The following is a 23,109-nucleotide window of genomic DNA, read 5'->3' as shown; positions in this document are numbered from 1 at the left end:
AGCCCCCGAAACCCCCGCCCGAGCCCCCCGCGAAACCCCCGGTGGCCAAGCCCCCGGCGGCCAAGCACGCCGCATCCCCGGCGCGAACAACACATCCGCCCGCGCCCGCACCACCCGCGCCCGATCCCGGGTCCGATGCCTCCGGGCCCCGAGGGTGCGAGCCCTGCCGGGCCCCGTCGCCGCACGTCCTGTACTCATGCCGCGAAGCTATCCGGACCCCACCACCCGCCGCTGATCAGCGCACATTCCCGGGGATAACCCACCGGTTGTGGAAAACCCCGCCCCCCGAAAGGGCGAAAATCAAGCCCGCGAGACCACGATCCCCGACCCACATCGCCAGGCCCACACCCAAGCCCGCAAAGCCACGACCCCCAACAACCCAGGCCCACACCCAAGCCCGCGAAACCCCGCCCCCCAACACCCACACTCAAGCCCGAGAAACCACAACCCCCAACAACCCAGGCCCCGTATGCGCCCCGATAACGGCCCCGACCTCCGACACATACAACTCCCGCAGCCCCGGAATCCGCTCCCGCACCCGCTCCGCCAGCGCGCTCGCCCGCTCGGCCGCCGCCAGATGATGCACCGCCACGTCCACCGGGTCGTCCCCCGCCCGCGCGGCCACGATCTCCTCGAGCCGGGCGATGGCCTTGGACGCCGTCCGGACCTTCTCCAGCAGCTCGATCCTCCCGTCGGCCAGCGACAGCAGCGGCTTCACCGCCAGCGCCGACCCGAGCAGCGCCTGCGCCGCCCCGATCCGGCCGCCGCGGCGCAGATAGTCCAGGGTGTCGACGTAGAAGAACGCCGACGTGCCCGCCGCCCGCCGCTCCGCCGCCGTCACGGCGTCGTCCAGCGAGCCGCCGGCCATGGCCGTCTCCGCCGCCGCCAGCGCGCAGAAGCCGAGCGCCATCGCCACCATCTGGGTGTCCACGACCCGCACGGGCACCGGGGCTTCCTTCGCGGCGAGCAGCGCGGCGTCGTACGTGCCGGAGAACTCGGACGACAGATGCAGCGACACGATGCCCTCCGCCCCCGCCGCCGCGGCCTCGGCGTAGGTCCGCGCGAACAGCGCCGGCGCGGGCCGCGACGTGGTCACCGGCCGCCGCTTGCGCAGCGCCTCCGCGACCGACACCGCCGAGATCTCCGTGCCCTCCTCCAGCGCCCGGTCCCCGAGGACCACGGTGAGCGGGACGGAGATGATGCCGTACCGCCGCATCGCCTGTTGCGGCAGATAGGCCGTGGAATCGGCGACGACAGCGACCTTGCGGGACATGCCCCAGAGATTACTAAGCCCTGAGGCGGGGTGTCTGCGCTGGGCTCCCCGTCAGCCGGGGGTTCGGGAGGCATCCCCCGGAGAACGCGGCACTTGGGCCGCGAAAAAGGTCACCGGCAATCCGACGAGGAACCCTAGGCCGGATCCCGCCGCACCTTCTCGATCTTCGACAGCAGCGTCTGAAACGCGTCCTGCGTCAGCTTCTGCGCCCCATTGATCTCCCGGGGAGCCGAGGAGGACGGGGTGGAAGCGCCCGATGCCTCCGCCTCCCCCGCCGTCTGCGAGTTCCAGTGCCGCAGCGCCCCCGCCTCCAGATCGATCTGCGCCTGCAGCTCGTCGAGCCCATCGGCCTGCGCGTGCCGCGTCCGGTCCTGCACCGCCCACCGCAGCGAATCCGCCGAATGCCGGATCCGTTCCGTCCGCTGCCGGGCATCCGTCATCCGCTCGGCGACCCGCGCCTTGTCGGGCTCGCGCTCCAGCTGCCGCAGCTCGGAGTCCAGCGCCCGCCCGTACGCGTGCAGCTGATCGAGCAGCCGCAGCGACTCCTGTACGGCCGGATCCCCGGGCGCGGCCCCGGTCAGCGCCGTACGGGCGGAGTCGATCGACGTCCGCAGACCGAGCCGGAGGGACGCGATCTCACCGAGCGCCCCCGGCTGAGCGGCGCTGCGTACCTTCAGCGAGGCCTCCGTGACCGAGCGCCGGGTGTCGGCGACGGTCCGCTCGACGCCCCGCTTGACCGCCCGCGTCGTCTTCACGACGGCGAGCGCTCCGAGGACGACGAACACCACGAACATCAGCGCGAGCAACGCGATCGCGACATCCACGAGGGTCCCCTTCCGGCGGCGGGCGTCTCCTCCAGCGTAAACGGAAGGGGAAGGCCGGGGGTGCCCGAGCGACCCCCGTCCTTCCCCTAGGGAAGTCCCCCGAATCCGTCACACGACGATGTTCACCAGCTTCGGCGCCCGCACGATCACCTTGCGGATCTCCGCGTCGCCCAGCGCGGCGACGATCGCGGGATCGGCCAGCGCGGCCTTCTCCAGCTCGTCCGCGCCGATCGCCGGGGACACCTCCAGCCGGGCCCGGACCTTGCCCTTGATCTGCACGACGCAGGTGACCGACTCGTCCACCACGTACGCCGGGTCGGCGACCGGGAACGCCTCGTACACGACCGTCGTGGTGTGCCCCAGCCTGTGCCACAGCTCCTCGGCGACGTGCGGGGCCAGCGGGGCGATCAGCCTGACCAGCGTCTCGGCGACGACGCGCGGTACGCGGTCCAGCTTGACCACGTGGTTGTTCAGCTCCGTCACCTTGGCGATGGCGGTGTTGAACCGCAGCCCTGCCATATCGCCGGAGACCCCGTCGATCGCCTTGTGCATGACGCGCAGGGTGGCCTCGTCCGGCTCCTCGTCGACGACGACCACGGCGCCGGTCGCCTCGTCGACGACGTTGCGCCACAGCCGCTGCAGCAGCCGGTACTGGCCGACGACCGCACGCGTGTCCCACGGGCGGGAGACGTCCAGCGGGCCCATGGCCATCTCGTACAGCCGCAGTGTGTCCGCCCCGTACTCGGCGCACATGGCCTCGGGCGTGACGGCGTTCTTCAGGGACTTGCCCATCTTGCCCAGCTCGCGCCTGACCGGCTGTCCCTCGTACGTGAAGGTGCCGTCGGCCTCCTCGACGGCCTCGGCCGCCGGGACCGGGAAGCCGCGGCTGTCGCGGTAGACGAACGCCTGGATCATGCCCTGGTTGAACAGCTTGTGGAACGGCTCCACGGACGAGACGTACCCCAGGTCGAACAGCACCTTCGACCAGAACCGCGCGTACAGCAGATGCAGCACGGCGTGCTCGGCACCGCCGACGTACAGGTCGACGCCGCCGTGCGGCTTCGCCTCCGTCGGCCCCATCCAGTAGCGCTCCAGCTCGGGCGCGACCAGCCGCTCGCTGTTGTGCGGGTCCAGATAGCGCAGCTCGTACCAGCAGGAGCCGGCCCAGTTGGGCATGGTGTTGGTCTCGCGGCGGTACGGCTTGGGGCCGTCGCCCAGGTCCAGGGTGACGTTCACCCAGTCCTGGTTGCGCGACAGCGGCGTCTCGGGGACGGTGTCGGCGTCGTCCGGGTCGAAGGTGCGGGGGCTGTAGTCCTCGACCTCCGGCAGCTCCAGCGGCAGCATCGACTCGGGCAGCGCGTGGGCGACGCCCTGCTCGTCGTACACGATCGGGAACGGCTCGCCCCAGTAGCGCTGGCGGGAGAACAGCCAGTCACGCAGCCGGAAGTTGACCGTGCCGGCGCCGATGCCCTGCTCGGTCAGCCACTCGGTGATCTTGACCTTGGCCTCGGGGACGGTCAGGCCGTCCAGCGAGATGCTGTCCGAGGCGGAGTTGACGATCTTCGCGTCGTACGAGTTGAACGAGTCGTCCCACGCCGACGGGTCGGTGCCGCGGCCGTCCGACGGCTCGACGACGCAGCGCATCGGCAGCTCGAAGGCGCGCGCGAACGCGAAGTCGCGGCTGTCGTGCGCGGGCACCGCCATGATGGCGCCGGTGCCGTAGCCCATCAGCACGTAGTCGGCGATGAAGACGGGGATCCGCTCGCCGTTGACGGGGTTGACCGCGAACTCGCCGGTGAAGACGCCGGTCTTGTCCTTGGCCTCCGCCTGGCGCTCCACGTCCGACTTGGCGGCGGCCTGCGCGCGGTACGCGGCGACGGCCTCGGCCGGGGTGGCGTGTCCGCCGGTCCACACCTCGTGCGTGCCCTCGGGCCACGCGGCGGGGACGAACTTCTCCACCAGCGGGTGCTCGGGGGCCAGCACCATGTAGGTGGCGCCCCACAGGGTGTCCTGGCGGGTGGTGAAGACGGTGATCTTCTCCCCGTCGATGGGGAAGTCGACGCGCGCCCCCTCGGAGCGGCCGATCCAGTTGCGCTGCTGCAGCTTGATGGCCTCGGGCCAGTCCAGCGCGTCCAGATCGTCCAGCAGCCGGTCCGCGTAGGCGGTGATACGCATCATCCACTGGCGCAGATTGGACTTGAAGACGGGGAAGTTGCCGCGCTCGGAGCGGCCGTCGGCGGTGACCTCCTCGTTGGCCAGGACGGTGCCCAGCCCGGGGCACCAGTTCACCGGCGAGTCGGAGGCGTACGCCAGCCGGTATCCGCTCAGTACGTCGGCGCGCTCGGCCTCCGACAGGTCGGCCCAGGGGCGGCCGTCGGGGGTGGCCTTGGCGCCGCCGGCGAACTTCTCGATCAGCGTGTCGATCGGGCGGGCCCTGTCCTGCTCCTCGTCGTACCAGGAGTTGAAGATCTGCAGGAAGATCCACTGGGTCCACCGGTAGTACTCCGGCTCGATCGTCGCGAACGAGCGGCGCTTGTCGTGGCCCAGGCCCAGCCGGCGCAGCTGGGACTTCATGTTGGCGATGGCCGCCTCGGTGGTGATCCGGGGGTGCTCGCCGGTGGCGACGGCGTGCTGCTCGGCGGGCAGGCCGAAGGCGTCGAAGCCCAGGGTGTGCAGCACGTTCTTGCCGGTCATGCGCTGGTGACGGGCGAAGACGTCGGTGGCGATGTAGCCCAGCGGGTGGCCCACGTGCAGTCCCGCGCCCGAGGGGTACGGGAACATGTCCATGATGAACCGGGCGGCCCGGTCCGATTCGGGTTCGGCCTCGGCGGCGTACGTGCCCTGCTCGTCCCAGAAGTCCTGCCAGCGTGCCTCGATGTCCGCCGCCAGCGCGGCGGTGTAGCGGTGCGGGGTGGCGTCTGCCGCCTCAGCAGCGGGGGTGCTCTCGCTCATCGTCCTCAAGCTCCATCGGGGGTCGTCGTCTGCTTCGCGTCATGTGCTCCTCCGACCGGCGGATCCGCGTCGGGGAATGAAAAAACCCCTCGCACAGGAGGGGACGCCGCGCTGAGGTGGATCCTGTTCAGCGCGGCCCGCTAAGCAGAAGGCGTACGGCACGCATGGAGGTCAGGGTACCGCAGGGGCAACGGGCGGCGCACGGGGGTCGGGCGCGTACCGGACGTACGGGAAACGAAAAAGGAGAGCCGCCGCGCATCGCGCGAACCGCTCTCCCTCTCACCGGGTGGAGCTAAGGAGAATCGAACTCCTGACCTATTGCATGCCATGCAATCGCTCTACCAACTGAGCTATAGCCCCGGGATTCCGTCGCGGTTCCCCGCGTCGGCTTCGCCTACTTTACACGACCCCCGGGGGCCCGGCCGACCACCCCGGAGCCGGGGCCGCCCTGGTCAGGCGGTGGCGAAGGAGTAGAACCGCTTGAGCGTGCAGTGCTCGTCCAGCAGCCGGCCGTAGATCGGCTCGCCCTCCAGTTCGCGGTACGTCTCGATCGGGTCGCCCTTGATGATCAGCGCCCGGGCGCACTCCTCGCACCAGTACTGGTAGTCGGGGTTCAGGGGCTCCATGTCGCGCACGATCGGGGTGCCGTTGCCGCACCAGTCGCACTTCCTGCTGTGGGCGCCCATCAGTCAGTTCCAGCTATGGCCGCAGGCCGTGCACACATACGTCACTCCGCCGTTGTCACCGAGCACCTGGGCGACGTTCGTGGAACCGCACTCCGGGCACCGCGGCGCCGTGCCCGCCGCCCGGACGGAGGCGGGGGATCGTACGAGCCGCTCCTGGGCGTCGCCCTGCCGCATCTGGCAGACCCCTCCCTCCGGGTGCTCGTTCCCTACCCGCCGAACAGTGATTCTGCCACGCCCGGGGCCCGCGGTCAGCGGCGCGGGACGGCGCGCTGCCGTCCCGCGCCGCCGTCCCGGACGCTCAGCCGCGCCGCCGCGCCGCCCCCGCGAACACGCCCGCCGCGGCCGTTCCGGCGAGGGCGAGGGCCGAGGCCCACTGCGCCGAGGACGAGGCGACGGAGTCCAGCCGGTGGAGGTAGAGCGTGCCGACGGTGGCCACCCCGAGGAGCAGCCCCAGCTGGGCCGCCGTCACCAGCAGCCCGCTGGCGTGCGGGGCGTCGGCCGGCTCGACGGTGGCGAGCGCCAGGGTGAGGTTGGTGTTGAACGCGAAGCCCAGCCCCGCACCAACCCCCACGCACCCGGCGAAGAACAGCGCCCCCGTCCCGCCGCCGTCACGCAGCGCCAGCCCGACGGCGGCGAACGACACGGCGGACAGCGCGAAGCCCACCGGGATCAGCCGGGGCCACCAGTGCCGCGGCAGCCGCTGCCAGGTCAGGCCCACGACGCCGAAGGCGAACGCGGTGGGGACGAAGGTGAGCCCGGTGCGCTGGGCGCTGTAGCCGAGGTCGGACTGCAGATGCAGGGTGAGGACGAAGAGGAAGCCGGCGTTGACCGCCATGGACAGCACGGTACGGACCAGCGCGACCGGCATCCGCCCGGACGCCAGCACATGGGCCGGGAAGAGCGGCGCCCCGCCCCGCCGCCCCAGCCGGGCCTCGTACCCGGCGAAGACCCCCGCCAGCGCCAGCCCGCCGACGAGCGACGCCCAGCCCCACAGCGGCCAGCCGAGCTCCTCCCCCAGCACCAGCGGCACGGTGACCAGCGCGACCGCCGCCGCGAGCAGCACCAGCCCGCCGCGGTCGAGGACGTTCCCGGCGCGCGCACCGGCGTGCGATTCGTCGCGCGGCAGGAGCCGGGCGCCCAGCACGAGCAGGGCGAGCCCGATGGGCACGTTGACCAGGAAGACCGGCCGCCACCCCGTACCGAACAGATCGGCGCTGACCAGCAGCCCGCCGGCGATCTGCCCGGCCGCCGCCCCGGTGGCCAGCACGGCGGAGTACGCGCCCAGTGCCCGCACCCGCGCGGCGCCGGTGAAGTTCCGCTGGATCAGGCTGAGCACCTGCGGGATGGCCACCGCCGCGCCGGCGCCCTGGACCAGCCGGAACGCGATCAGCTGCCCGGTGCTCTGCCCCAGCCCGCAGGCCAGCGAGGCGAGGGTGAAGACGGTGAGCCCGGCGAGGAACATCCGGCGGTGCCCCAGCAGCCCGCCGAGCCGGGCGCCCGTGATCAGCAGCACGGCGTAGGTGATGGTGTAGCCGGCGATGATCATCTGGAGCCCGGAGCCGGAGGCGTCGAGGTCGGCGGCCAGGGTGGGTGCGGCGACGTTGACGATGAAGACGTCGAGCAGGGCCATGAACTGCCCGGTGAGCACGATCGCCAGCAGCCAGCCGAGGCGCGGTCGCCCGGGGCGTGGTCCGGTGGTCGTGTCAGTGCGGTGTGCTTGAGTGAGTACGGGAGTTGTTTCCGCCATGTCCGCCAGCCTGGGCGCGGGGCGGTACCGGTAACGAGAGCCCGTCGATGCTGGTACTGGCAGCACCTGGCAAGGACGGACCCGGGGAGCGACGCTAAGGGGGTGAGCATCACGACGGCAGGGAGATCGGGGACGCGGCGCCGGCCCGAGCTGGCGGCGTTCCTGCGCAGCCGGCGGGCGCGGGTCACGCCGGCGGACGTCGGCATGCCGCCCGGGCTGCGCAGACGTACGCCGGGACTGCGGCGCGAGGAGGTCGCCCAGCTCTCCGGGGTGGGGGTGACCTGGTATACGTGGCTGGAGCAGGGGCGTGACATCAACGCCAGCCCGCAGGTGCTGGACGCAGTGGCGCGGACGCTGCGGCTGGACCCGGCGGAGCGGGAGCATCTCTACGACCTGGCGGGGGTGGCGTTCGCCCCCGGGCCCGAGGGGCACGCGGACTCGGTGACACCCGAGATCCAGCGGGTCATCGACGATCTGCGGACCCTTCCGGCAGCGGTCTACAACTCGGGCTACGACGTGCTGGCGACGAACGCGATGTACCGCAGGCTCTTCCCGGCGGTGGACGCCGCCCCACCCGCCGAGCGCAATGTGCTGTGGGCCCTGTTCACCGCCCGCCCCTGCTGCTGCTGCATGGTCAACCGCGATACGGAGCTGCCGATGCTGGTGGCCACGTTCCGCGGGGCGTACGGCCGGCATGTGGGCGAGCCGCGCTGGGAGGGCTTCATACGCCGGCTGTGCGCGGCCAGCGAGTGGTTCGCGGAGCTGTGGGCGAGCGGCGACGTCGCTCCACCGGGCGAGCGGGTCAAGGTCATCCAGCACGCCTCCGTGGGGAACCTGCACTGCACCTCGCAGTCCCTGACGGTGGCCGGCAGCCCGGAGTCGCGGATCGTGGTGTACGTACCGGCGGACGCCGAGTCGCACACCCGGCTGGACGCACTGCGCACCCTGGACGACCCCCTGGTCGGCTGTACGACGCACGCCCGCCCCGTATCGCTCGAGCGGGCGACGCAGTCCCGCTCCTGACAAATCGTCGCTTCCCGGCGCACCCTGCCCAAACCAGCGGATGCGGTTTACCCTTTTCCTGTGCCGGATGACGTGGGGGGCAGGCCGTTCTTCCCGGACGGCGACGAGCCCGACGGGTATCACCGCGGGGGCGCGGACGACGACTTCGCCTCCGTGGTCCTCGACGAGGACTTCGTCCGCGCGGCGGTGGTGCACGAGCCGACGGCCGTGGAGCGCATGGTGGCGGCGGCCGAGGCCCGCGCCGAGGCCGAGCGGACCCTCGAGGAGGGCCGGTACGGGGACGACCCCGACCACGACGACCCGGACGAGGAGTACGGCCCGTACGGACCCTACGGCGGCCGGCTCGGCCCGTACCGCGGGACGCACTGGCAGCGGCCGGTGGCCCTGCTGCTCGCCGTCGTGATGGGCGTCGGGATCGTCGCCCTGGCGTTCACCGCCGTCTACCGCACCGGCTCCGCCGCCCGGGACGAGGCCCCGGCCCCCGGCGGCCCCGCCAGCTCCCGGTCCGCCGAGTCCGTGGCGCCCGACGGGTCCGTTCCGCCCCGCTGACGCGGCGTCCGCGCGGCGTGCGCAAACGGCCGAAGTTGTCGCTGACGCCAGCGTTTACAAGTCGGCCGCCGGGCCTACCCTCCTTATATGACCGGGCGTGGAAACCCTCCTGAGGGGACACCCGAGGGCGTCCCGGGGGGCGGTGACGACGAATTCCGATCCGTCGTGTTCGACGAGTCGTTCGTCGCTGCCGCACGCCTCGAGGAGTTCTCCGCCCAGGAGCGGCTCGGCGACCACGCGCCGGCCGTCCGCCGCCGCCGGACCGCCGTCGGCTCCGCGCCCCGCCAGGCCCTGCTCCTGGTGCTGCTGATCGCCGTGGCCTTCGGTACGGCGGTCTATCTGGGCGTCCGCCATCCGTACCAGGAGACGAGCCAGCCGCCCGCCGACGCGCTGCGCAGCCGGATCATCCCGCTCACCGTCACCGAGCCGGTCCCCGGCGGCCGGGCGGCGGACCTCTTCGCGGCGACCGCCGCCGCGGACTTCGGCATCGGCGGCGCGGGCTACATCCTGCCGCGGGCCAAGGCCACCGGGCACTTCGACGAGGGTCAGGTGATGGACGCCCTCACCGTGGCCCAGGAGTATCTGCGGGCCTCGACCGTGGTGCCCAGCGTGCTCACCGGCAGCGACGTGCGCAGCGTGCGGCTGCAGCTCGACCCCGATCTGCTGGGCCAGTTCGACAGCAGCGTCCACCGCCCGGTGGACGACGGCCGGCACGCGGCGACGGCGTGGATGGTGCGCTTCGACCCGCGCCGGGTGGAGCTCGCCGGCCAGGGCGTACGCGTCGAGGGGACGATCAGCTACGGCGAGTCCGACGCCGCCCATCTGGAGGTCACGGCCGACCACACCGTGGTGTACGCGCTGCGCCGGGCCGGCCCGGCGGCCTCCCGGGGCGTCCCGGCCGACGAGCGGGCGTCGCTGTTCACCGTGCACCGGGTGGTGCGGATGCGGTTCGACCGCGCCGATCTGGACGCCAACCAGCTGCAGCTCACGGAGACCCTGCTGACCGCCGGCCCGCTGGCGTGCTCGGCCGACCAGGCGGACCATCTGCAGCCCTTACTGGCCGGCGAGCGGGGCGACGGCGCCACGGGGACGGACCCGTACGCCAGGGGCGGGCAGAAGAGCGCCGCGGTGTGCGGCACCCTCGCGCCCGGCGCCCTGCCGTACCTGCCTCGGCCGTAGAGCCGTGGAGCCGTAACGGCCGTAAAACCCGTGAGACCTCAGTCCTGCGGCTCCCGCGGCCCCGGAGTGGCGTCCCCGCCGTCCGAACCTCCGTTGGACCCCCCGTTCGATCCCCCGTTGCCCCGGAACGTGTTCCGCAGCCGCCCGCCCAGATCCCCGGCGCCGCCCGCTATGTCGCGGACCAGGCCCATCAGCGGGTCCTTGCTCTCCTTCGCCGACGTCGAGTAGTGCGTCGCCGCGTCGGCGTACGCGTCCGACACCTTCGCCTCGGCGTCCTCGTCCCGGCGCGGGTAGTGGCCGTCCATGATCCGCTGGTAGTCCCGGCTCTCCGACCACCGCTTCAGCTGGGCCGCCCGCACCGTGGTGAACGGGTGGGTGCGCTGCCAGACCGTGAGGATCTTCAGCACGGAGTCGCGCAGATCGCCGCCCTCCTCGTACTCCTCGGCCTGCTTGAGGAACGAGTCCACGTTCATCTCGTGCAGATGATTGCCCCCCGCCAGCTTCATCAGCCCGCGCATCGAGGCCCGCAGATCCTGCCCGACCAGCAGCCCGGCCCGGTCGGCGGAGAGCTCCGACTTGCGGAACCACTCCATCAGCGCCGCCACGATCGCGCGGATGGCGAGGGCCCCCAGCGGGATCCAGGCCACCGCCAGCGCCAGCTTGGTGAGGAACAGCAGGATCGTCCGGTAGACCGCGTGCCCGGACAGGGCGTGCCCCACCTCGTGGCCGATGACGGCGCGCATCTCCTCCTCGTCGAGCAGCTCGACCAGCGCCGTCGTGACGACGATGATCGGGGCGTCGAGGCCGATGCACATGGCGTTCGGGTGCGGGTCCTGCGTGACGTACATCGGCGGGACCTTCTCCAGGTCCAGGATGTAACACGCGTCGCGCAGCATGACGTTGAGGTGCGGGAACTGGTCGTCGCCCACCCGGACGGAGTCCGAGAGGAACAGCAGGCGCAGCGAACGCTCCGGGATCAGTCCGCTCAGGGTCTTGAAGACGGTGTCGAAACCGGTCAGCTTGCGCAGGGTGACCAGCGCGGACCGGTCGGCGGGATGTTCGTACGCCCGGGAGGAGATCCCGGGGAATCTCCTGCGGTCACGGGCCGGTGCGGTCTCGTGCGTCTCGCTCATCGGTGCTTTCCCCTCCGTTGCCGCCCCCGAGTGCACTGCCGCACCCAGCGTATGCGCACAACGGAACAACGCGTGCGGGCCTCCGGCCGGTTCCCGCACCCCGGATGGCGGAGGCCCGGGTCGGCCCCCCGGAGCGGGCCGCATACGATGACGCTCACAGGTATGCCCGGCCCCGACTACCCGGATAGGTCCCGCTGACGATGAGTGCTCTCTCCTCCGCCCACCACCTCGCCGTCACCCTCGCGTCGGCCGCCGAAGGCTCCGGCGGCGAGTCCGGCGGCCACGACAGCCTGCAGCCGTTCGCCGTCGGCGGCGGCGCGCTGGCGGCACTGCTTCTGCTGCTGTGGATCACCACGCGCTTCAACCGTGACTGACCGGGCGGACAGAAGACGCCTGGGAGTGATGGGCGGGACGTTCGATCCCGTCCATCACGGTCACCTGGTGGCGGCCAGTGAGGTCGCCCACCGTTTCCACCTCGACGAGGTGATCTTCGTACCCACGGGCCAGCCGTGGCAGAAGTCCCACCGCGCGGTGACGCCCGCCGAGGACCGCTATCTGATGACGGTGATCGCCACCGCCTCCAACCCGATGTTCTCCGTCAGCCGGATCGACATCGACCGGGGCGGTGTCACGTACACCATCGACACCCTGCGTGAGCTGCGCGAGCTGAACCCGGAGGCGGACCTCTTCTTCATCACCGGAGCCGACGCCCTGGCCCAGATCCTGACCTGGCGGGACGCGGAGGAGCTGTTCGCCCTGGCGCACTTCGTGGGTGTCACCAGGCCCGGTCACACCCTGTCCGACCAGGGACTTCCCCAGGGCGGCGTGTCCCTGGTCGAGGTGCCCGCGCTGGCCATTTCGTCCACGGATTGCCGGAATCGCGTCGGCCACGACGCACCCGTCTGGTATTTGGTCCCGGACGGCGTCGTGCAGTACATCAATAAGCGAAACCTTTACCGGACCCCCGTTTAAAGAGCAGGATGCGGGTAGCGGGGGGAGTCGGGGGATACAAGCGGGGACAGATGGGCCTCCCAGGACTTCAGGCCCACCACGGAAGGGGCACCGGTGAACGACGCATATTCCGGGCGGCGCTACGAGGCGCAGGGACCGGAAGGGCGCGATCCCTACGGACGGGACCCCTACGGCGGCCAGGACCCATACCAGCAGCAGGTCCCGCAACAGCAGGGACAACAGGGCTACGACCCGTACGGAACGGGCCGGCAGCCCGCGTACGACCCCTACTCCCACCAGACGTACGGCGGCGCCCCGCCCCAGCAGGACCAGGGCTACGGCTACGACCCGTACGGGACGGGCCAGCAGCCCGCGTACCAGGAGCCCTATCCGCAGCAGCAGGGGTACGCCCAGCCACCGGCCCCCGGGTACGACCAGCCCCAGCCCCAGCCCGGCTACGACCCGTACGGCCCGTCGACGACCACCTCCACCGGCGAGTGGACCGTCCCGCAGCAGGCCGCCCCGCCGGAGCGCGAGTACCACACCGAGCAGTTCTCGTTCGTCGAGGAGGAGACGGAGCAGGCCGAGGACGCGATCGACTGGCTGAAGTTCACCGAGAGCCGCACCGAGCGGCGCGAGGAGGCCAAGCGGCGCGGCAAGAACCGCCGCTCGCTGCTGATCATCCTGATCTGCGTCGCCCTCCTCGGCAGCACCGGCTACCTCTGGTACGCGGACAAGCTGCCCTTCCTCTCGGGTCCCGCCGGTGACTCCGGCCCTTCCGCCGGCGACAAGCGCGACGTGATCGTCGTCCACCTCAAGCCGCTGCGCAGCACCGACAGCGCCACGGCGCTGCTGGTCGACAACGAGACCACCGGCCAGGGCAGCACGGTCCTGCTGCCCGGCAACATGGCCGTCACCACCGACGACGGCGGCGCCACGACGCTGGCCAAGTCCGTCGAGGACGCGGCGGCCGGATCCACCCGGGACGCGATCGACTCGGTGCTCGGCTCCGAGATCAAGGGCACCTGGCGGCTCGACGCCCCGTTCCTCGAGCTCCTGGTCGAGGGCGTCGGCGGCATCACCGTGAAGGAGGCCACGGCCACCGTCCCGGGCAAGAAGAAGAACGACAAGCCCCTGGTGACCAAGGGCGCGAACGTCGACATGAACGGCGCCGCGGCCGCCGCGTACGCGACCTTCCGGGCCAAGGGCGAGGACCCGAACGCCTCCCTGGAGCGGTTCGGCACGGTGCTGCAGGCGCTGCTCGGCAAGCTGCCCTCCGACAAGGAGACCGTGACGCAGATCGTGAAGTCGATGGGCGCCATCCCCGACCCCTCGCTCAGCGAGGGCGAGCTGGCCGCCTCGCTGGCCGCCCTGTCCACCCGGGCGAAGGACGGCGACTACACGACGCAGACGCTGCCCGTGCGGCAGGACGGCACCCTGGACGAGCAGGCCTCCTCGAAGATCGTGAAGGACGTCCTCGGCGGCACCGTGAAGAACGCCGACCCGAGCGCCACCGCGAAGGTCGCCGTGAAGAACGCCAGCGGGGACCAGGCCAAGGCGCAGAACGCCCAGGTCGCCCTGGTCAACGGGGGCTACAACTTCACCGGCGCGACCAACGCGGCCAAGGCCGTCGACGCCTCCCAGGTGCTGTACGCGGACGCCTCCCGGGCCGATCAGGCGGCGGAGGTGGCCAAGACGCTGGGGCTGAGCGCGAAGTCGGTCAAGAAGGGCGCCGGATCGGCGGGCGCGGACATCACCGTGGTCCTTGGCAAGGACTACGGAGGGTGACCGCAGCGGGGTGACGGAAAGGGTGAGGAACTGCGTCGGTGGGTCGTGAGACCCTGGAGACGTATCCGCACCCGATCCGGAAAGCCTGCCTGTGACCGCGACAGACCGCTCCACCGAGCTGATCAGGGCCGCCGCCCAGGCGGCGGCCGACAAGCTCGCGCACGACATCATCGCGTACGACGTCAGCGACGTGCTGGCCATCACCGACGCGTTCCTGCTCGCCTCGGCGCCCAACGACCGGCAGGTCAAGGCGATCGTCGACGCCGTCGAGGAGACGCTGCAGAAGGAGCACGGCGTCAAGCCCCTGCGCCGCGAGGGCGAGCGGGACGGCCGCTGGGTCCTGCTGGACTACTCCGACATCGTCGTGCACGTCCAGCACTCCGAGGAGCGCGTCTTCTACGCCCTGGAGCGGCTGTGGAAGGACTGCCCGGTGATCGAGCTGCCGCCGGACGCGAAGGCCACCCGGGGCAAGGCCGCCGAGTACGCGGCGGCCCACCGCGAGGAGCCGTCCTGGGATGCGTGACCGCCGGATCGTCCTGTGGCGGCACGGCCAGACCGCGTGGAATCTGGAGCGCCGCTTCCAGGGCACGACGGACATCGAGCTGACGCCGGCGGGCCTGGCCCAGGCCCGCCGCGCCGCCCGCCTCCTCGCGTCCCTGCGCCCGGACGCGATCATCGCCTCCGATCTGGGCCGCACCCGTGCCACGGCCGCCGAGCTGGCGGCCGTGACGGGGCTGGAGGTCGTGCACGACACGGGGCTGCGGGAGACGTACGCCGGGGTCTGGCAGGGGCTGACGCACGACGAGATCATCGAGCGGTACGGGGAGCAGTACGCCGCGTGGAAGCGCGGTGAGCCCGTCCGGCGCGGCGGGGGCGAGCTGGAGACGGAGGTCGCCGAGCGGGCGGCTCCCGTCGTCCTCGCGCACGCCGACAAGCTGCCCGACGGCGGCACGCTGGTCGTCGTCAGCCACGGCGGCGCGATCCGTACCACGATCGGGCGGCTGCTGGGCCTGGAGCCGCATCACTGGGAGTCGCTGGGCGGCCTGTCCAACTGCTGCTGGTCCATCCTCGGCGAGAGCGCCCGGGGCTGGCGCCTCACGGAGCACAACGCCGGCACCCTCCCGGAGCCGGTCCTGGGCGACGACACCTGAGTCCGTCCGGGGTTCCGCCTCGTAAAACGCGAAGATCCCGTCCGATTGGACGGGATCTTCGTTACGTTCGCTGTGGAGCTAAGGAGAATCGAACTCCTGACCTATTGCATGCCATGCAATCGCTCTACCAACTGAGCTATAGCCCCGCACTGCCGCACCGTGGGCGCTGCCCCGTGCGAACGAGCTAAAGCTTAGCGGCAGACCCGGCAGAAACAAAAATCGTTTCGCCCCGGGTCCACCGCGAACGGTTCCGGCACCGTCACGTCAGCGGCTCCTTCGTCGACCGCCCCAGATACGTCAGCGGCCCCGGGTCCGGGACCGGGAGGACCGAGAAGCCCAGGCGGTCGTAGAAGGCCCGGGCCGCGGTGTTGGCCGTGACCATGCCCAGATGGACGCGGGGGACGCCGCGGGCCGCCAGGGCGCCCAGGAACGCCGCCATCAGCTCGCGCCCGTGGCCCGCCCGCTGATGGCTCGGGAGCAGGTCGATGTGCAGATGCGCCGGATACCCGGCCAGCGCCGGGACGATCATCCGCTCCGGGTTGTGGAGGAGGTACCGCATCTCCTCCGTGGGCGTGGCCGGCTCCGGCGGCGGCGCGGGGAAGCGGGCGGCCACCTGCGGCAGCCAGGTGTCCCGGAAGCGCCGGACGAACGCCGGGGTGTCGGCGGTGCCCACGATGTACCCCACGGCCCGCTCCCCGTCGTCCACGACGAACGCCAGCTCCGGCTCCAGCGTCGCGTACGGGGTGGCGAAGAGGGTCGGCAGCAGTTCCTGGTCCTCGTACAGATGCCGGGCGTCACCGCCGTTGTCGGCGGTCCGCACGCAGATGTCGGACAGCGCGGCGCGGTCGGTGGGGCGGTACGGGCGGATGCGGGCGCGAGATGTGGTCACGGCGCCATGGTGCCCGTATGGGAGCGCTCCCACAACCACGAAAAAGCAGCGCCGTCCGGAAAGGACGGCGCTGCCCCGGGAGAGATCAGCGGATGTGACCGTCCCCCGTCACCACGTACTTCGTCGACGTCAGCTCCGGCAGCCCCATCGGGCCGCGCGCGTGCAGCTTCTGGGTGGAGATGCCGATCTCGGCGCCGAAGCCGAACTCCGAGCCGTCGGTGAACCGCGTCGAGGCGTTGACCATCACGGCCGCCGCGTCGACCATCGCCACGAACCGCCTGGCGGCCCGGGTGTCCGTCGTCAGGATCGCCTCCGTGTGGCCCGAGGACCACAGCCGGATGTGCCCCACGGCGGCGTCCAGCGAGTCCACGACGGCCGCGGCGATGTCGTACGACAGATACTCCGTCTCCCAGTCCTCCGGCGTCGCCGGGACCACCTCGACGCCCGCCGCCGCGCCGGCCTTCAGCCACGCCTCGTCGCCGTGCACCGTCACCCCGGCGTCACGCAGCGCGGCCAGGGCCTTGGGCAGGAACTCGTCGGCGACCTCGCGGTGGACCAGCACCGTCTCGGCGGCGTTGCACACGCTGGGGCGCTGGGCCTTGGCGTTGACGAGGATGTCGACCGCGAGATCGAGGTCGGCGCGCTCGTCGACGTACACATGGCAGTTGCCCGTGCCCGTCTCGATCACCGGGACCGTGGACTGCTCGACGACCGTCTTGATCAGCCCGGCGCCGCCGCGCGGGATCAGCACGTCGACCATGCCGCGCGCCCGCATCAGCTCCGTGACCGACTCCCGGCTCTCCCCCGGCACCAGCTGGATCGCGTCGGCCGGCAGCCCCGCGCCGTGCACGGCGTCGCGCAGCACCCGGACCAGCGCGGTGTTCGACGTGTACGCGGAGGAGGAGCCGCGCAGCAGCACGGCGTTGCCGGACTTCAGGCACAGGGCGGCGGCGTCCACGGTGACGTTCGGCCGGCCCTCGTAGATAATGCCGACGACCCCGAGCGGCACCCGCAGCTGACGCAGCTCCAGGCCGTTGGGCAGGGTGGAGCCGCGGACGACCTCGCCGACCGGGTCGGGCAGGGCGACGATGTCCCGCACGTCGGAGGCGATGACGCGGATCCGCTCCGGGGTGAGCGTGAGCCGGTCGATGACGGTGTCGGAGGTGCCGGCCTCGCGGGCCCGGGCGATGTCCGCGGCGTTGGCCTCGATGATCTCCCGGGTGCGGACCTCCAGGGCGTCCGCGATCGCCAGCAGCGCGTCGTCCTTCGCGGCGCGCGGCAGCGGGGCGAGCTCGGCGGCGGCGGCGCGGGCCCGGTAGGCGGCCTGGAGCACCGGGGAGAGGTCGTCGAAGGGTGTGGTCGTCACGCTGGTCATGCCTGCCAGGGTAGCGAGCGCGCCGGGGTGGACCGCCGGGATTCCGGAGGGTGAGACGGCCGGGTCAGAAGGGGTGCACCCCCACGGGGGCGGCGGGCGGCGGGCCGTAGCCGTCGGCGACGCGCTGGTGGTACGTCTCCCGGTCGATGACCTCCAGGCCGACGATCTGCCACGGCGGCAGGCCCGCGCTGGTGCGGTGCTCGCCCCACAGGCGCAGGGCCACGGCGGCGGCGTCATGCAGGTCGCGGGCCTCCTCCCAGTAGCGGATCTCGGCGTGGTCGTTGGCGTACCGGCTGGTGAGCAGGAAGGGGTGGTCGTGCGCCAGCTGCTCGAGGCCGCGTCTGACCTCCTTCAGCGGCGCCTCGGGGCCCGAGACGCTCAGCGTGACGTGCCAGAGCCGCGCCGCCGGTGTGGTGTGCTCCAGCCCGCTCGCGGACGCGGGCCGCGACCGGACGGGGCCGGACGTCTCGGGCTCCCGCGCCGCGTCGGCGTCGGGATTCCCCACGCTGGTCAGCTTGCGCTCGGCCCGGCCTCGGGGCAGCGCCCCCGGACGCCCTTGCCTCACGGGCGGCCTCCTGAATACGAGTCTGCATCGGACCGCCCTGCGGTGACGATCCCATACAACAAAGTTGACCAGTCCCCGGCCCCGCGTGGGGGCGTTTTGGCCAAGCCGGTCCGATGCGGGGAGGTGTTTTCAGCCGTTCTGCGGGACTGTGGACGCTTCGGCGGACACCGCCGGGGCGATGATCCCGGCCGCGCGCGGCGCGGGGGCCGGGGTGCGCTGCTCCAGGGGTACGACGGGGGGCGTGGCCTCCTGGCCGAGGAGGACGCGGCGGACGGCGCGCTCGGCGGCGAAGCCGTCGTCGTACGTGCAGAACCGGCGGCGGAAGGCGGCCCGCAGCGCGGTCGCGTCCGCGTCGTCCCAGGCGTCGCCGCCCAGCACCGCGATCAGCTCGTCCTCGCTGGTGGCGACGGCTCCCGGGGGCTCGGCGAGCAGGTCGAAGGTGACGCCGCGGACGGCGGAGTAGACGTCCCAGTCGTCGGCGTAGATCACGATGGGGCGGTCGAGGTTGGCGTAGTCGAACATGATCGACGAGTAGTCGGTGACCAGCACGTCGGCCGCCAGACACAGCTGCTCGACGGAGGGGTGTCCGGAGACGTCCCGCACGGGCGTCCCCTCGGGCAGGTCCACGTCGTACGAGTAGTGCGCCCGCACCAGCAGCACCGTGTCCGGCCCCAGCTCGCGCGCCACGCGCTCGAAGTCCAGGCGCGGCTCGTAGTCCCGCTGGTAGTCGCGGTGGGTCGGCGCGTACAGCACGGCCCGGGTCCCCGGCGCGATGCCGAGCGCGGCGCGGGCCTGCAGCACCTCGGCGGCCGTCGCCCGGTAGAAGACGTCGTTGCGGGGGTAGCCGGTCTCCAGCGAGGTCCAGGTGTCCGGGCCGTCGGTGCGCGCGGTCGTCCAGCGGTTGGGGTAGACGCGGGCCCAGTTCTCGCTGGAGTGCGGGTTGGCGGAGAGGCTGTACGTCCAGCGGTCGCAGCGGGCCATCAGGGCCTCGAAGTCCGTGGTGCCGGCGGCGACGGGATAGTCGCGCTGGTCCAGGCCCATGCGCTTGAGCGGGGTGCCGTGGTGGGTCATCAGGTGGATCTGGCCGCGCCGTTTGACGACGGTGTCCAGGAAGTTGACGTTGTTGACGAAGTACGTGGCCCGGGCGACGAGGTCCCAGTAGGGCCGCGAGTTGAGGACGACGTGGGCCATGCCCTTCGGTACGGACTTGACGTGCTCCCGTTTCACCACCCACACCGCGCGCTGGCGCGGGGCGAGGCGGCGGGCCGTCTCGTACACGGCGAGCGGATTGCAGGCGGGCGTGCGGCCCCAGTACGCGGAGTAGACGGCGAGGTCCGGGTCCAGGGGGCGCAGCCGCTGGAGGGCGTAGTAGGCGCGGTAGACGGCCTTGCCCGCGGCCCGTTTGAGCCGGGGAAGGCCCGTACGCACGAGGCGCTGGGCCTTCTCGCGGGTGCCGTTGGCGAACTTCAGCAGCTCGAAGAGGGGGTACGAACCCCAGCCCACGGCGCGGAACTTCAGCCCCAGCACGCCGGGCGGCGGGGTGAAGCCGGCGGGCCGGAGCTTGCGGTACTGCTGGGAGGCCCGGCGCAGATAGGCGCGCCGCAGCCGCAGCGGTATCCGGGCGCGGCGGGCGAGGGAGTGCAGGAAGTGGCTGATCATGCGCTGGAACAGCAGCGGGCGCAGCGCCTCCTGCTCGGGGCGCTCGTCGAGGAAGTCGAAGAGCAGCTGGTACTGGTCGAAGATGGCGAACTGGCGGCGGTCGCCGGTCTGCATCATGTTCCCCAGCCGGCGCTGGCGGTAGTCGAGGACGACGTGGTCGCAGTACGCGGCGGTCCCGGCGCACAGGAGCACCTTGTAGACCATCAGGGCGTCCTCGTAGTAGCCGTCCGTGAAGCGGAAGTCGTGCTTCAGGTAGAAGTCGCGGCGGAAGGCGCGGTTGCAGACGATGGCGAAGTGGTGGAAGAACTCGGGGTGTTCGGCCGGATTCACGACCTCGCGGCCGATCGGTCCGAGGATGCGGGGGGTGCTGCTGGACTCGAGCCGGCCGTCCCAGTGGCTGCGGACGTGGTCGAACATCAGCAGATCGGGGTCGCCGGTCTCCGCCAGCCGGTCGGCCAGGGCGCGCAGGGAGCCGGGGCGGTAGGTGTCGTCGCCGTCCAGGAACAGCAGATAGTCGCCGCGGGCCCGGTCCACGCCGGTGTTGCGGGTCTGCCCGAGGCCGCCGTTCTCCTCGCGGTGCACGGCGATCACCCGGGGGTCGCGGGCGGCGAACTCGTCGATGATGACGCCGGTGCCGTCGGTCGAGCAGTCGTCGACCGCGATGACCTCGAAGTCGGTGAAATCCTGCGCGAGTACCGATTCCAGGCATTCCCTGATGAATGCTTGCACCCCGTATGACGGTATGACAATGCTGAACCGTGGTGCGGGTGTTGCGTTCATGCGCCGTGAACCCCCGGAACTTTTGATGTGTCCGGTGAAGTCTGCACAGAGGGGTGCGGAAGTGCGAGATCCGTGATCGATCAGTTATTCATCAGTGACTCAGGACCACGAGATCGTCCCGGTGCACGACCTCCCGCTCGTACGCGGGGCCGAGCTCCCGGGCGAGCTCCCGGGTGGAGCGGCCCAGCAGCCGGGGAAGCTCGGCGGAGTCGAAGCTGACCAGGCCGCGGGCGATCGTCCGGCCCGCGGTGTCGTGCAGCTCCACGGGGTCGCCGGCGGTGAAGCTGCCGGCCACGGACTCGATCCCGGCCGGCAGCAGCGAGCTGTGGCGGGCCACCACCGCCTGCACGGCGCCGTCGTCCAGGACGAGCACGCCCTGCGGGGTGGAGGCGTGCGCCAGCCACAGCAGCCGGCCGCGGGCGCGGCGGGCGGCGGGGTGGAAGTACGTACCGGTGGGGCGGCCGGCGAGGGCGTCGGCGACGCGGACGGTGGAGGTGAGGACGACGGGGACGCCGGCCGCGGCGGCGATCCGGGCCGCCTCGACCTTGGTCGCCATCCCGCCGGTGCCGACGCCCGCCGAGCCGGGGCGGGCGGTGTCGACGCCGGCCAGCTCGGCGTGGTCGCGGACCTCGGTGATGGGGGAGCTGCCGGGGGCGCTGGGGTGGCCGTCGTAGAGGCCCTCGACGTCGGAGAGGAGCACCAGCAGGTCGGCGCGGACGAGATGGGCGACGAGGGCGGCGAGGCGGTCGTTGTCGCCGAAGCGGATCTCGTCGGTGGCGACGGTGTCGTTCTCGTTGACGACCGGCAGCGCGCCCATGGCCAGCAGCTGCTCGAGCGTGCGGTAGGCGTTGCGGTAGTGGGCGCGGCGGCTCATGTCGTCGGTGGTGAGCAGCACCTGGCCCACCCGGCGGCCGTAGCGGGCGAACGACGCCGTGTAGCGGGCGACGAGCAGGCCCTGGCCGACGGAGGCGGCGGCCTGCTGGCGGGCGAGGTCGCGCGGGCGGCGGCGCAGTCCGAGGGGGGCGAGTCCGGCCGCGATGGCGCCGGAGGACACGAGGACCACCTCGCGGCCCTCCGCCGCCTTCGCCAGTACGTCCACCAGGGCGTCCACCCGGTCGGCGTCCAGTCCGCCGGTCGCGGTGGTCAGGGAGGACGAGCCCACCTTCACCACGATCCGGCGCGCCTCGGCCACGTTCTGCCGCCTGCCCTGTGTCATGCCGTCCTCTGGTCGTCCGCGCGCGGACCGCCGCCTCCTGGGGTCCGGAAGGTCCAATCTACGCGCCGGACCCCACCGGCCGCCGGTCCGTCCGGGTCGCGGACTGCCGCGTGGACGGGGCTAGCCCACCTCGGCCGGCTCCCGGCGCGGCGCCGTCACACCCGCCGCCGGCACGGCGGCCGGACGCTCGCGGGACGGGCCGCCGTACGCCCAGGTCAGCTTCGGCTCGACGACGTACCGGAACACCCTGCGCACCGGCGCCGTGCACAGCAGCGCCGTCATCACGGCGGCGCCCACGGTGACGGCCACCTCGCCCAGCGGGGTGTGCAGCCAGGCGTAGCTGTACCAGTCCTCCCACTGGGCGCTCTTCAGCACGAACCCGTGCAGCAGATAGCCGTACAGCGTCGCGGCGCCCAGCCCCGTGAAGAACAGCCGGCGCCCCGGCACCCAGGACAGGAAGCAGGCGGTGAGCAGCAGCGAGCAGCCGAACAGGGCGAGCGTCATCACGGGCCCCGTCCAGCCGGACGTGCCCAGGTCCTGCGCCGCGTAGCGCCGGAACATCCACTCGGCGTTCATCCGGGTGACGGCCCAGTACGAGAAGACGGCGGCGCCCGCGAACACCGGCAGCGCCGCGATCCGCACCCGCCAGGAACGCAGCACGGAGAAGTCCGCCGACCGCAGCTTCATGCCCAGCACGAAGAACGGCAGGAACTGCAGCACCCGCTGCAGATCGAGCGCGGAGCCGACCCCGGGCGTCATGGACGCCAGGACGGCGATCGCGAGGGCGGTGGTCAGCGGGAAGCGCAGCGCCTTCCACAGCGGGGCGGTCAGCCGCCAGATGAAGAGCACCGCCAGGAACCAGGTCAGATACCAGGGGTCAAAGACAGTGAACGGGGCGTCGCTGTCGGCGGCGACCGTGCGCCGCAGCAGGGTGTAGGCGATCTCGAAGATCAGGTACGGCACCAGCAGGCTGGTGATGAGCCGGAAGACCCGGTGCGGGGTGGCGTCGAAATTCTTGGAGAAATAGCCCGAGATGATAATGAAGGCGGGCATATGAAACGCATAGATGAGCAGATGCACCGCGTCGACGGTGCGGCTGTCCCGTAGCGGCGCCCAGGCGTGCGCGACGACGACCAGCACGGTCGCCATGAACTTCGCGTTGTCGAAGTAGGCGTCGCGTGCCGGCGGCGCCTTTCTCTCCTCCACCGAAACGGCGGAATCGGCGGATTTACGGGCAAGCAGGGGCGACGGCATTCGACTCACGTCAGGGCGCGTGCCCAGGGCCGGAGAACTCACACTGCCCCGTTGGAGGGAAAGATTCCGTCCTGGGTTGACGACCAGCGCTGACGCGGGACCGCGTGACACGAGT

At 71.8% G+C, this 23,109-nt stretch carries 21 protein-coding genes and 2 tRNA genes; 8 read left to right on the top strand and 15 right to left on the bottom strand.

Features of this window, described 5'->3' with window-relative positions:
• Nucleotides 1-427: 427 nt before the first annotated feature.
• The 7 genes from SRB5_RS29180 to SRB5_RS29155 form a co-directional block, all read right to left on the bottom strand.
• A complete protein-coding gene (locus SRB5_RS29180) occupies nucleotides 428-1,273 on the bottom strand; it encodes a DegV family protein (RefSeq protein ID WP_153456445.1) in 846 nt (281 codons plus the stop codon).
• Nucleotides 1,274-1,407: 134 nt separating this feature from the next.
• Complete coding sequence (locus tag SRB5_RS29175; protein WP_323378681.1) at nucleotides 1,408-2,097, bottom strand: hypothetical protein; 690 nt, start codon at nucleotides 2,095-2,097, stop codon at nucleotides 1,408-1,410.
• A 108-nt stretch (nucleotides 2,098-2,205) separates the two neighbouring features.
• Complete coding sequence (gene leuS / locus SRB5_RS29170; protein WP_153456444.1) at nucleotides 2,206-5,049, bottom strand: leucine--tRNA ligase; 2,844 nt, start codon at nucleotides 5,047-5,049, stop codon at nucleotides 2,206-2,208.
• Between the two features lie 287 nt (nucleotides 5,050-5,336).
• Nucleotides 5,337-5,409, bottom strand: a tRNA-Ala gene (locus SRB5_RS29165).
• A 92-nt stretch (nucleotides 5,410-5,501) separates the two neighbouring features.
• On the bottom strand, nucleotides 5,502-5,735 hold the full coding sequence (locus tag SRB5_RS29160; protein ID WP_026276023.1) for a hypothetical protein: 234 nt from the start codon (nucleotides 5,733-5,735) through the stop codon (nucleotides 5,502-5,504).
• Between the two features lie 3 nt (nucleotides 5,736-5,738).
• Nucleotides 5,739-5,909, bottom strand: a complete 171-nt coding sequence (locus SRB5_RS36010) for a hypothetical protein (protein ID WP_194293064.1) — start codon at nucleotides 5,907-5,909, stop codon at nucleotides 5,739-5,741.
• 124 nt (nucleotides 5,910-6,033) lie between these two features.
• A complete protein-coding gene (locus tag SRB5_RS29155) occupies nucleotides 6,034-7,482 on the bottom strand; it encodes an MFS transporter (protein WP_153456443.1) in 1,449 nt (482 codons plus the stop codon).
• Nucleotides 7,483-7,584: 102 nt separating this feature from the next.
• Here SRB5_RS29155 and SRB5_RS29150 point away from each other — a divergent pair, with 102 nt between their 5' ends.
• From SRB5_RS29150 to SRB5_RS29140, 3 genes are all read left to right on the top strand, one after another.
• Nucleotides 7,585-8,505 (top strand): helix-turn-helix transcriptional regulator, encoded by a 921-nt coding sequence (locus tag SRB5_RS29150; RefSeq protein WP_323378680.1) that lies wholly within the window; start codon nucleotides 7,585-7,587, stop codon nucleotides 8,503-8,505.
• 60 nt (nucleotides 8,506-8,565) lie between these two features.
• Nucleotides 8,566-9,054 (top strand): SCO2584 family spore wall biosynthesis protein, encoded by a 489-nt coding sequence (locus SRB5_RS29145; RefSeq protein ID WP_323378679.1) that lies wholly within the window; start codon nucleotides 8,566-8,568, stop codon nucleotides 9,052-9,054.
• Between the two features lie 87 nt (nucleotides 9,055-9,141).
• On the top strand, nucleotides 9,142-10,233 hold the full coding sequence (locus SRB5_RS29140) for an SCO2583 family membrane protein (protein WP_153456441.1): 1,092 nt from the start codon (nucleotides 9,142-9,144) through the stop codon (nucleotides 10,231-10,233).
• A gap of 38 nt (nucleotides 10,234-10,271) precedes the next feature.
• Here SRB5_RS29140 and SRB5_RS29135 read toward each other — a convergent pair whose 3' ends face one another.
• Entirely contained in the window at nucleotides 10,272-11,366 is a 1,095-nt protein-coding gene (locus SRB5_RS29135) for a M48 family metallopeptidase (protein ID WP_153456440.1), read from the bottom strand.
• Nucleotides 11,367-11,566: 200 nt separating this feature from the next.
• Here SRB5_RS29135 and SRB5_RS36005 point away from each other — a divergent pair, with 200 nt between their 5' ends.
• The 5 genes from SRB5_RS36005 (at nucleotide 11,567) to SRB5_RS29115 (ending at nucleotide 15,256) form a co-directional block, all read left to right on the top strand.
• Nucleotides 11,567-11,740: a hypothetical protein gene (locus SRB5_RS36005; protein ID WP_194293063.1), complete on the top strand. Its 174-nt coding sequence runs from the start codon at nucleotides 11,567-11,569 to the stop codon at nucleotides 11,738-11,740.
• On the top strand, nucleotides 11,733-12,338 hold the full coding sequence (gene nadD, locus SRB5_RS29130; protein ID WP_323378678.1) for a nicotinate-nucleotide adenylyltransferase: 606 nt from the start codon (nucleotides 11,733-11,735) through the stop codon (nucleotides 12,336-12,338). The genes SRB5_RS36005 and nadD overlap by 8 nt, the downstream gene beginning before the upstream one ends.
• A gap of 93 nt (nucleotides 12,339-12,431) precedes the next feature.
• Complete coding sequence (locus tag SRB5_RS37610; RefSeq protein ID WP_323378677.1) at nucleotides 12,432-14,105, top strand: LytR C-terminal domain-containing protein; 1,674 nt, start codon at nucleotides 12,432-12,434, stop codon at nucleotides 14,103-14,105.
• 91 nt (nucleotides 14,106-14,196) lie between these two features.
• On the top strand, nucleotides 14,197-14,628 hold the full coding sequence (rsfS, locus tag SRB5_RS29120; protein WP_323378676.1) for a ribosome silencing factor: 432 nt from the start codon (nucleotides 14,197-14,199) through the stop codon (nucleotides 14,626-14,628).
• Entirely contained in the window at nucleotides 14,621-15,256 is a 636-nt protein-coding gene (locus SRB5_RS29115; protein WP_153456437.1) for a histidine phosphatase family protein, read from the top strand. Before rsfS ends, SRB5_RS29115 begins: the two co-directional genes overlap by 8 nt.
• Before the next feature lie 73 nt (nucleotides 15,257-15,329).
• Here SRB5_RS29115 and SRB5_RS29110 read toward each other — a convergent pair.
• The 7 genes from SRB5_RS29110 to SRB5_RS29080 all read right to left on the bottom strand — a co-directional run bounded on the left by SRB5_RS29110 (nucleotide 15,330) and on the right by SRB5_RS29080 (nucleotide 22,994).
• Nucleotides 15,330-15,402, bottom strand: a tRNA-Ala gene (locus tag SRB5_RS29110).
• Nucleotides 15,403-15,515: 113 nt separating this feature from the next.
• A complete protein-coding gene (locus SRB5_RS29105) occupies nucleotides 15,516-16,145 on the bottom strand; it encodes a GNAT family N-acetyltransferase (protein WP_323378675.1) in 630 nt (209 codons plus the stop codon).
• Nucleotides 16,146-16,230: 85 nt separating this feature from the next.
• Nucleotides 16,231-17,520, bottom strand: a complete 1,290-nt coding sequence (locus SRB5_RS29100) for a glutamate-5-semialdehyde dehydrogenase (RefSeq protein ID WP_153456436.1) — start codon at nucleotides 17,518-17,520, stop codon at nucleotides 16,231-16,233.
• Between the two features lie 64 nt (nucleotides 17,521-17,584).
• Complete coding sequence (locus SRB5_RS29095) at nucleotides 17,585-18,085, bottom strand: hypothetical protein (protein ID WP_323378674.1); 501 nt, start codon at nucleotides 18,083-18,085, stop codon at nucleotides 17,585-17,587.
• Between the two features lie 129 nt (nucleotides 18,086-18,214).
• Nucleotides 18,215-20,524: a bifunctional glycosyltransferase/CDP-glycerol:glycerophosphate glycerophosphotransferase gene (locus SRB5_RS29090; RefSeq protein WP_153456435.1), complete on the bottom strand. Its 2,310-nt coding sequence runs from the start codon at nucleotides 20,522-20,524 to the stop codon at nucleotides 18,215-18,217.
• A gap of 91 nt (nucleotides 20,525-20,615) precedes the next feature.
• Nucleotides 20,616-21,740 carry a glutamate 5-kinase gene (gene proB / locus SRB5_RS29085; RefSeq protein ID WP_153456434.1) on the bottom strand — a complete coding sequence of 375 codons (1,125 nt, stop codon included), beginning with the start codon at nucleotides 21,738-21,740 and terminating at the stop codon, nucleotides 20,616-20,618.
• Nucleotides 21,741-21,860: 120 nt separating this feature from the next.
• Nucleotides 21,861-22,994, bottom strand: coding sequence for an acyltransferase family protein (locus SRB5_RS29080; protein ID WP_153456433.1), 1,134 nt, complete (start codon nucleotides 22,992-22,994; stop codon nucleotides 21,861-21,863).
• Between the last annotated feature and the right edge of the window lie 115 nt (nucleotides 22,995-23,109).

Origin of the sequence: Streptomyces smaragdinus (assembly GCF_009604385.1) — a bacterium.
Classification (GTDB): Bacteria; Actinomycetota; Actinomycetes; order Streptomycetales; family Streptomycetaceae; genus Streptomyces; species Streptomyces smaragdinus.
The sequence above is the reverse complement of the archived record's forward strand: the minus strand, read 5'-3'. Positions and strand labels throughout refer to the sequence as shown.

Bases quoted from the DNA above. Each gene is read 5' to 3' on its own strand.
- SRB5_RS29180 (WP_153456445.1), bottom strand. From the start codon at position 1,273: ATGTCCCGCAAGGTCGCTGTCGTCGCCGATTCCACGGCCTATCTGCCG.
- leuS (WP_153456444.1), bottom strand. From the start codon at position 5,049: ATGAGCGAGAGCACCCCCGCTGCTGAGGCGGCAGACGCCACCCCGCAC.
- SRB5_RS29160 (WP_026276023.1), bottom strand. From the start codon at position 5,735: ATGGGCGCCCACAGCAGGAAGTGCGACTGGTGCGGCAACGGCACCCCG.
- SRB5_RS36010 (WP_194293064.1), bottom strand. From the start codon at position 5,909: ATGCGGCAGGGCGACGCCCAGGAGCGGCTCGTACGATCCCCCGCCTCC.
- SRB5_RS29155 (WP_153456443.1), bottom strand. From the start codon at position 7,482: ATGGCGGAAACAACTCCCGTACTCACTCAAGCACACCGCACTGACACG.
- SRB5_RS29140 (WP_153456441.1), top strand. From the start codon at position 9,142: ATGACCGGGCGTGGAAACCCTCCTGAGGGGACACCCGAGGGCGTCCCG.
- SRB5_RS29135 (WP_153456440.1), bottom strand. From the start codon at position 11,366: ATGAGCGAGACGCACGAGACCGCACCGGCCCGTGACCGCAGGAGATTC.
- SRB5_RS36005 (WP_194293063.1), top strand. From the start codon at position 11,567: ATGAGTGCTCTCTCCTCCGCCCACCACCTCGCCGTCACCCTCGCGTCG.
- SRB5_RS29115 (WP_153456437.1), top strand. From the start codon at position 14,621: ATGCGTGACCGCCGGATCGTCCTGTGGCGGCACGGCCAGACCGCGTGG.
- SRB5_RS29100 (WP_153456436.1), bottom strand. From the start codon at position 17,520: ATGACCAGCGTGACGACCACACCCTTCGACGACCTCTCCCCGGTGCTC.
- SRB5_RS29090 (WP_153456435.1), bottom strand. From the start codon at position 20,524: ATGAACGCAACACCCGCACCACGGTTCAGCATTGTCATACCGTCATAC.
- proB (WP_153456434.1), bottom strand. From the start codon at position 21,740: ATGACACAGGGCAGGCGGCAGAACGTGGCCGAGGCGCGCCGGATCGTG.
- SRB5_RS29080 (WP_153456433.1), bottom strand. From the start codon at position 22,994: ATGCCGTCGCCCCTGCTTGCCCGTAAATCCGCCGATTCCGCCGTTTCG.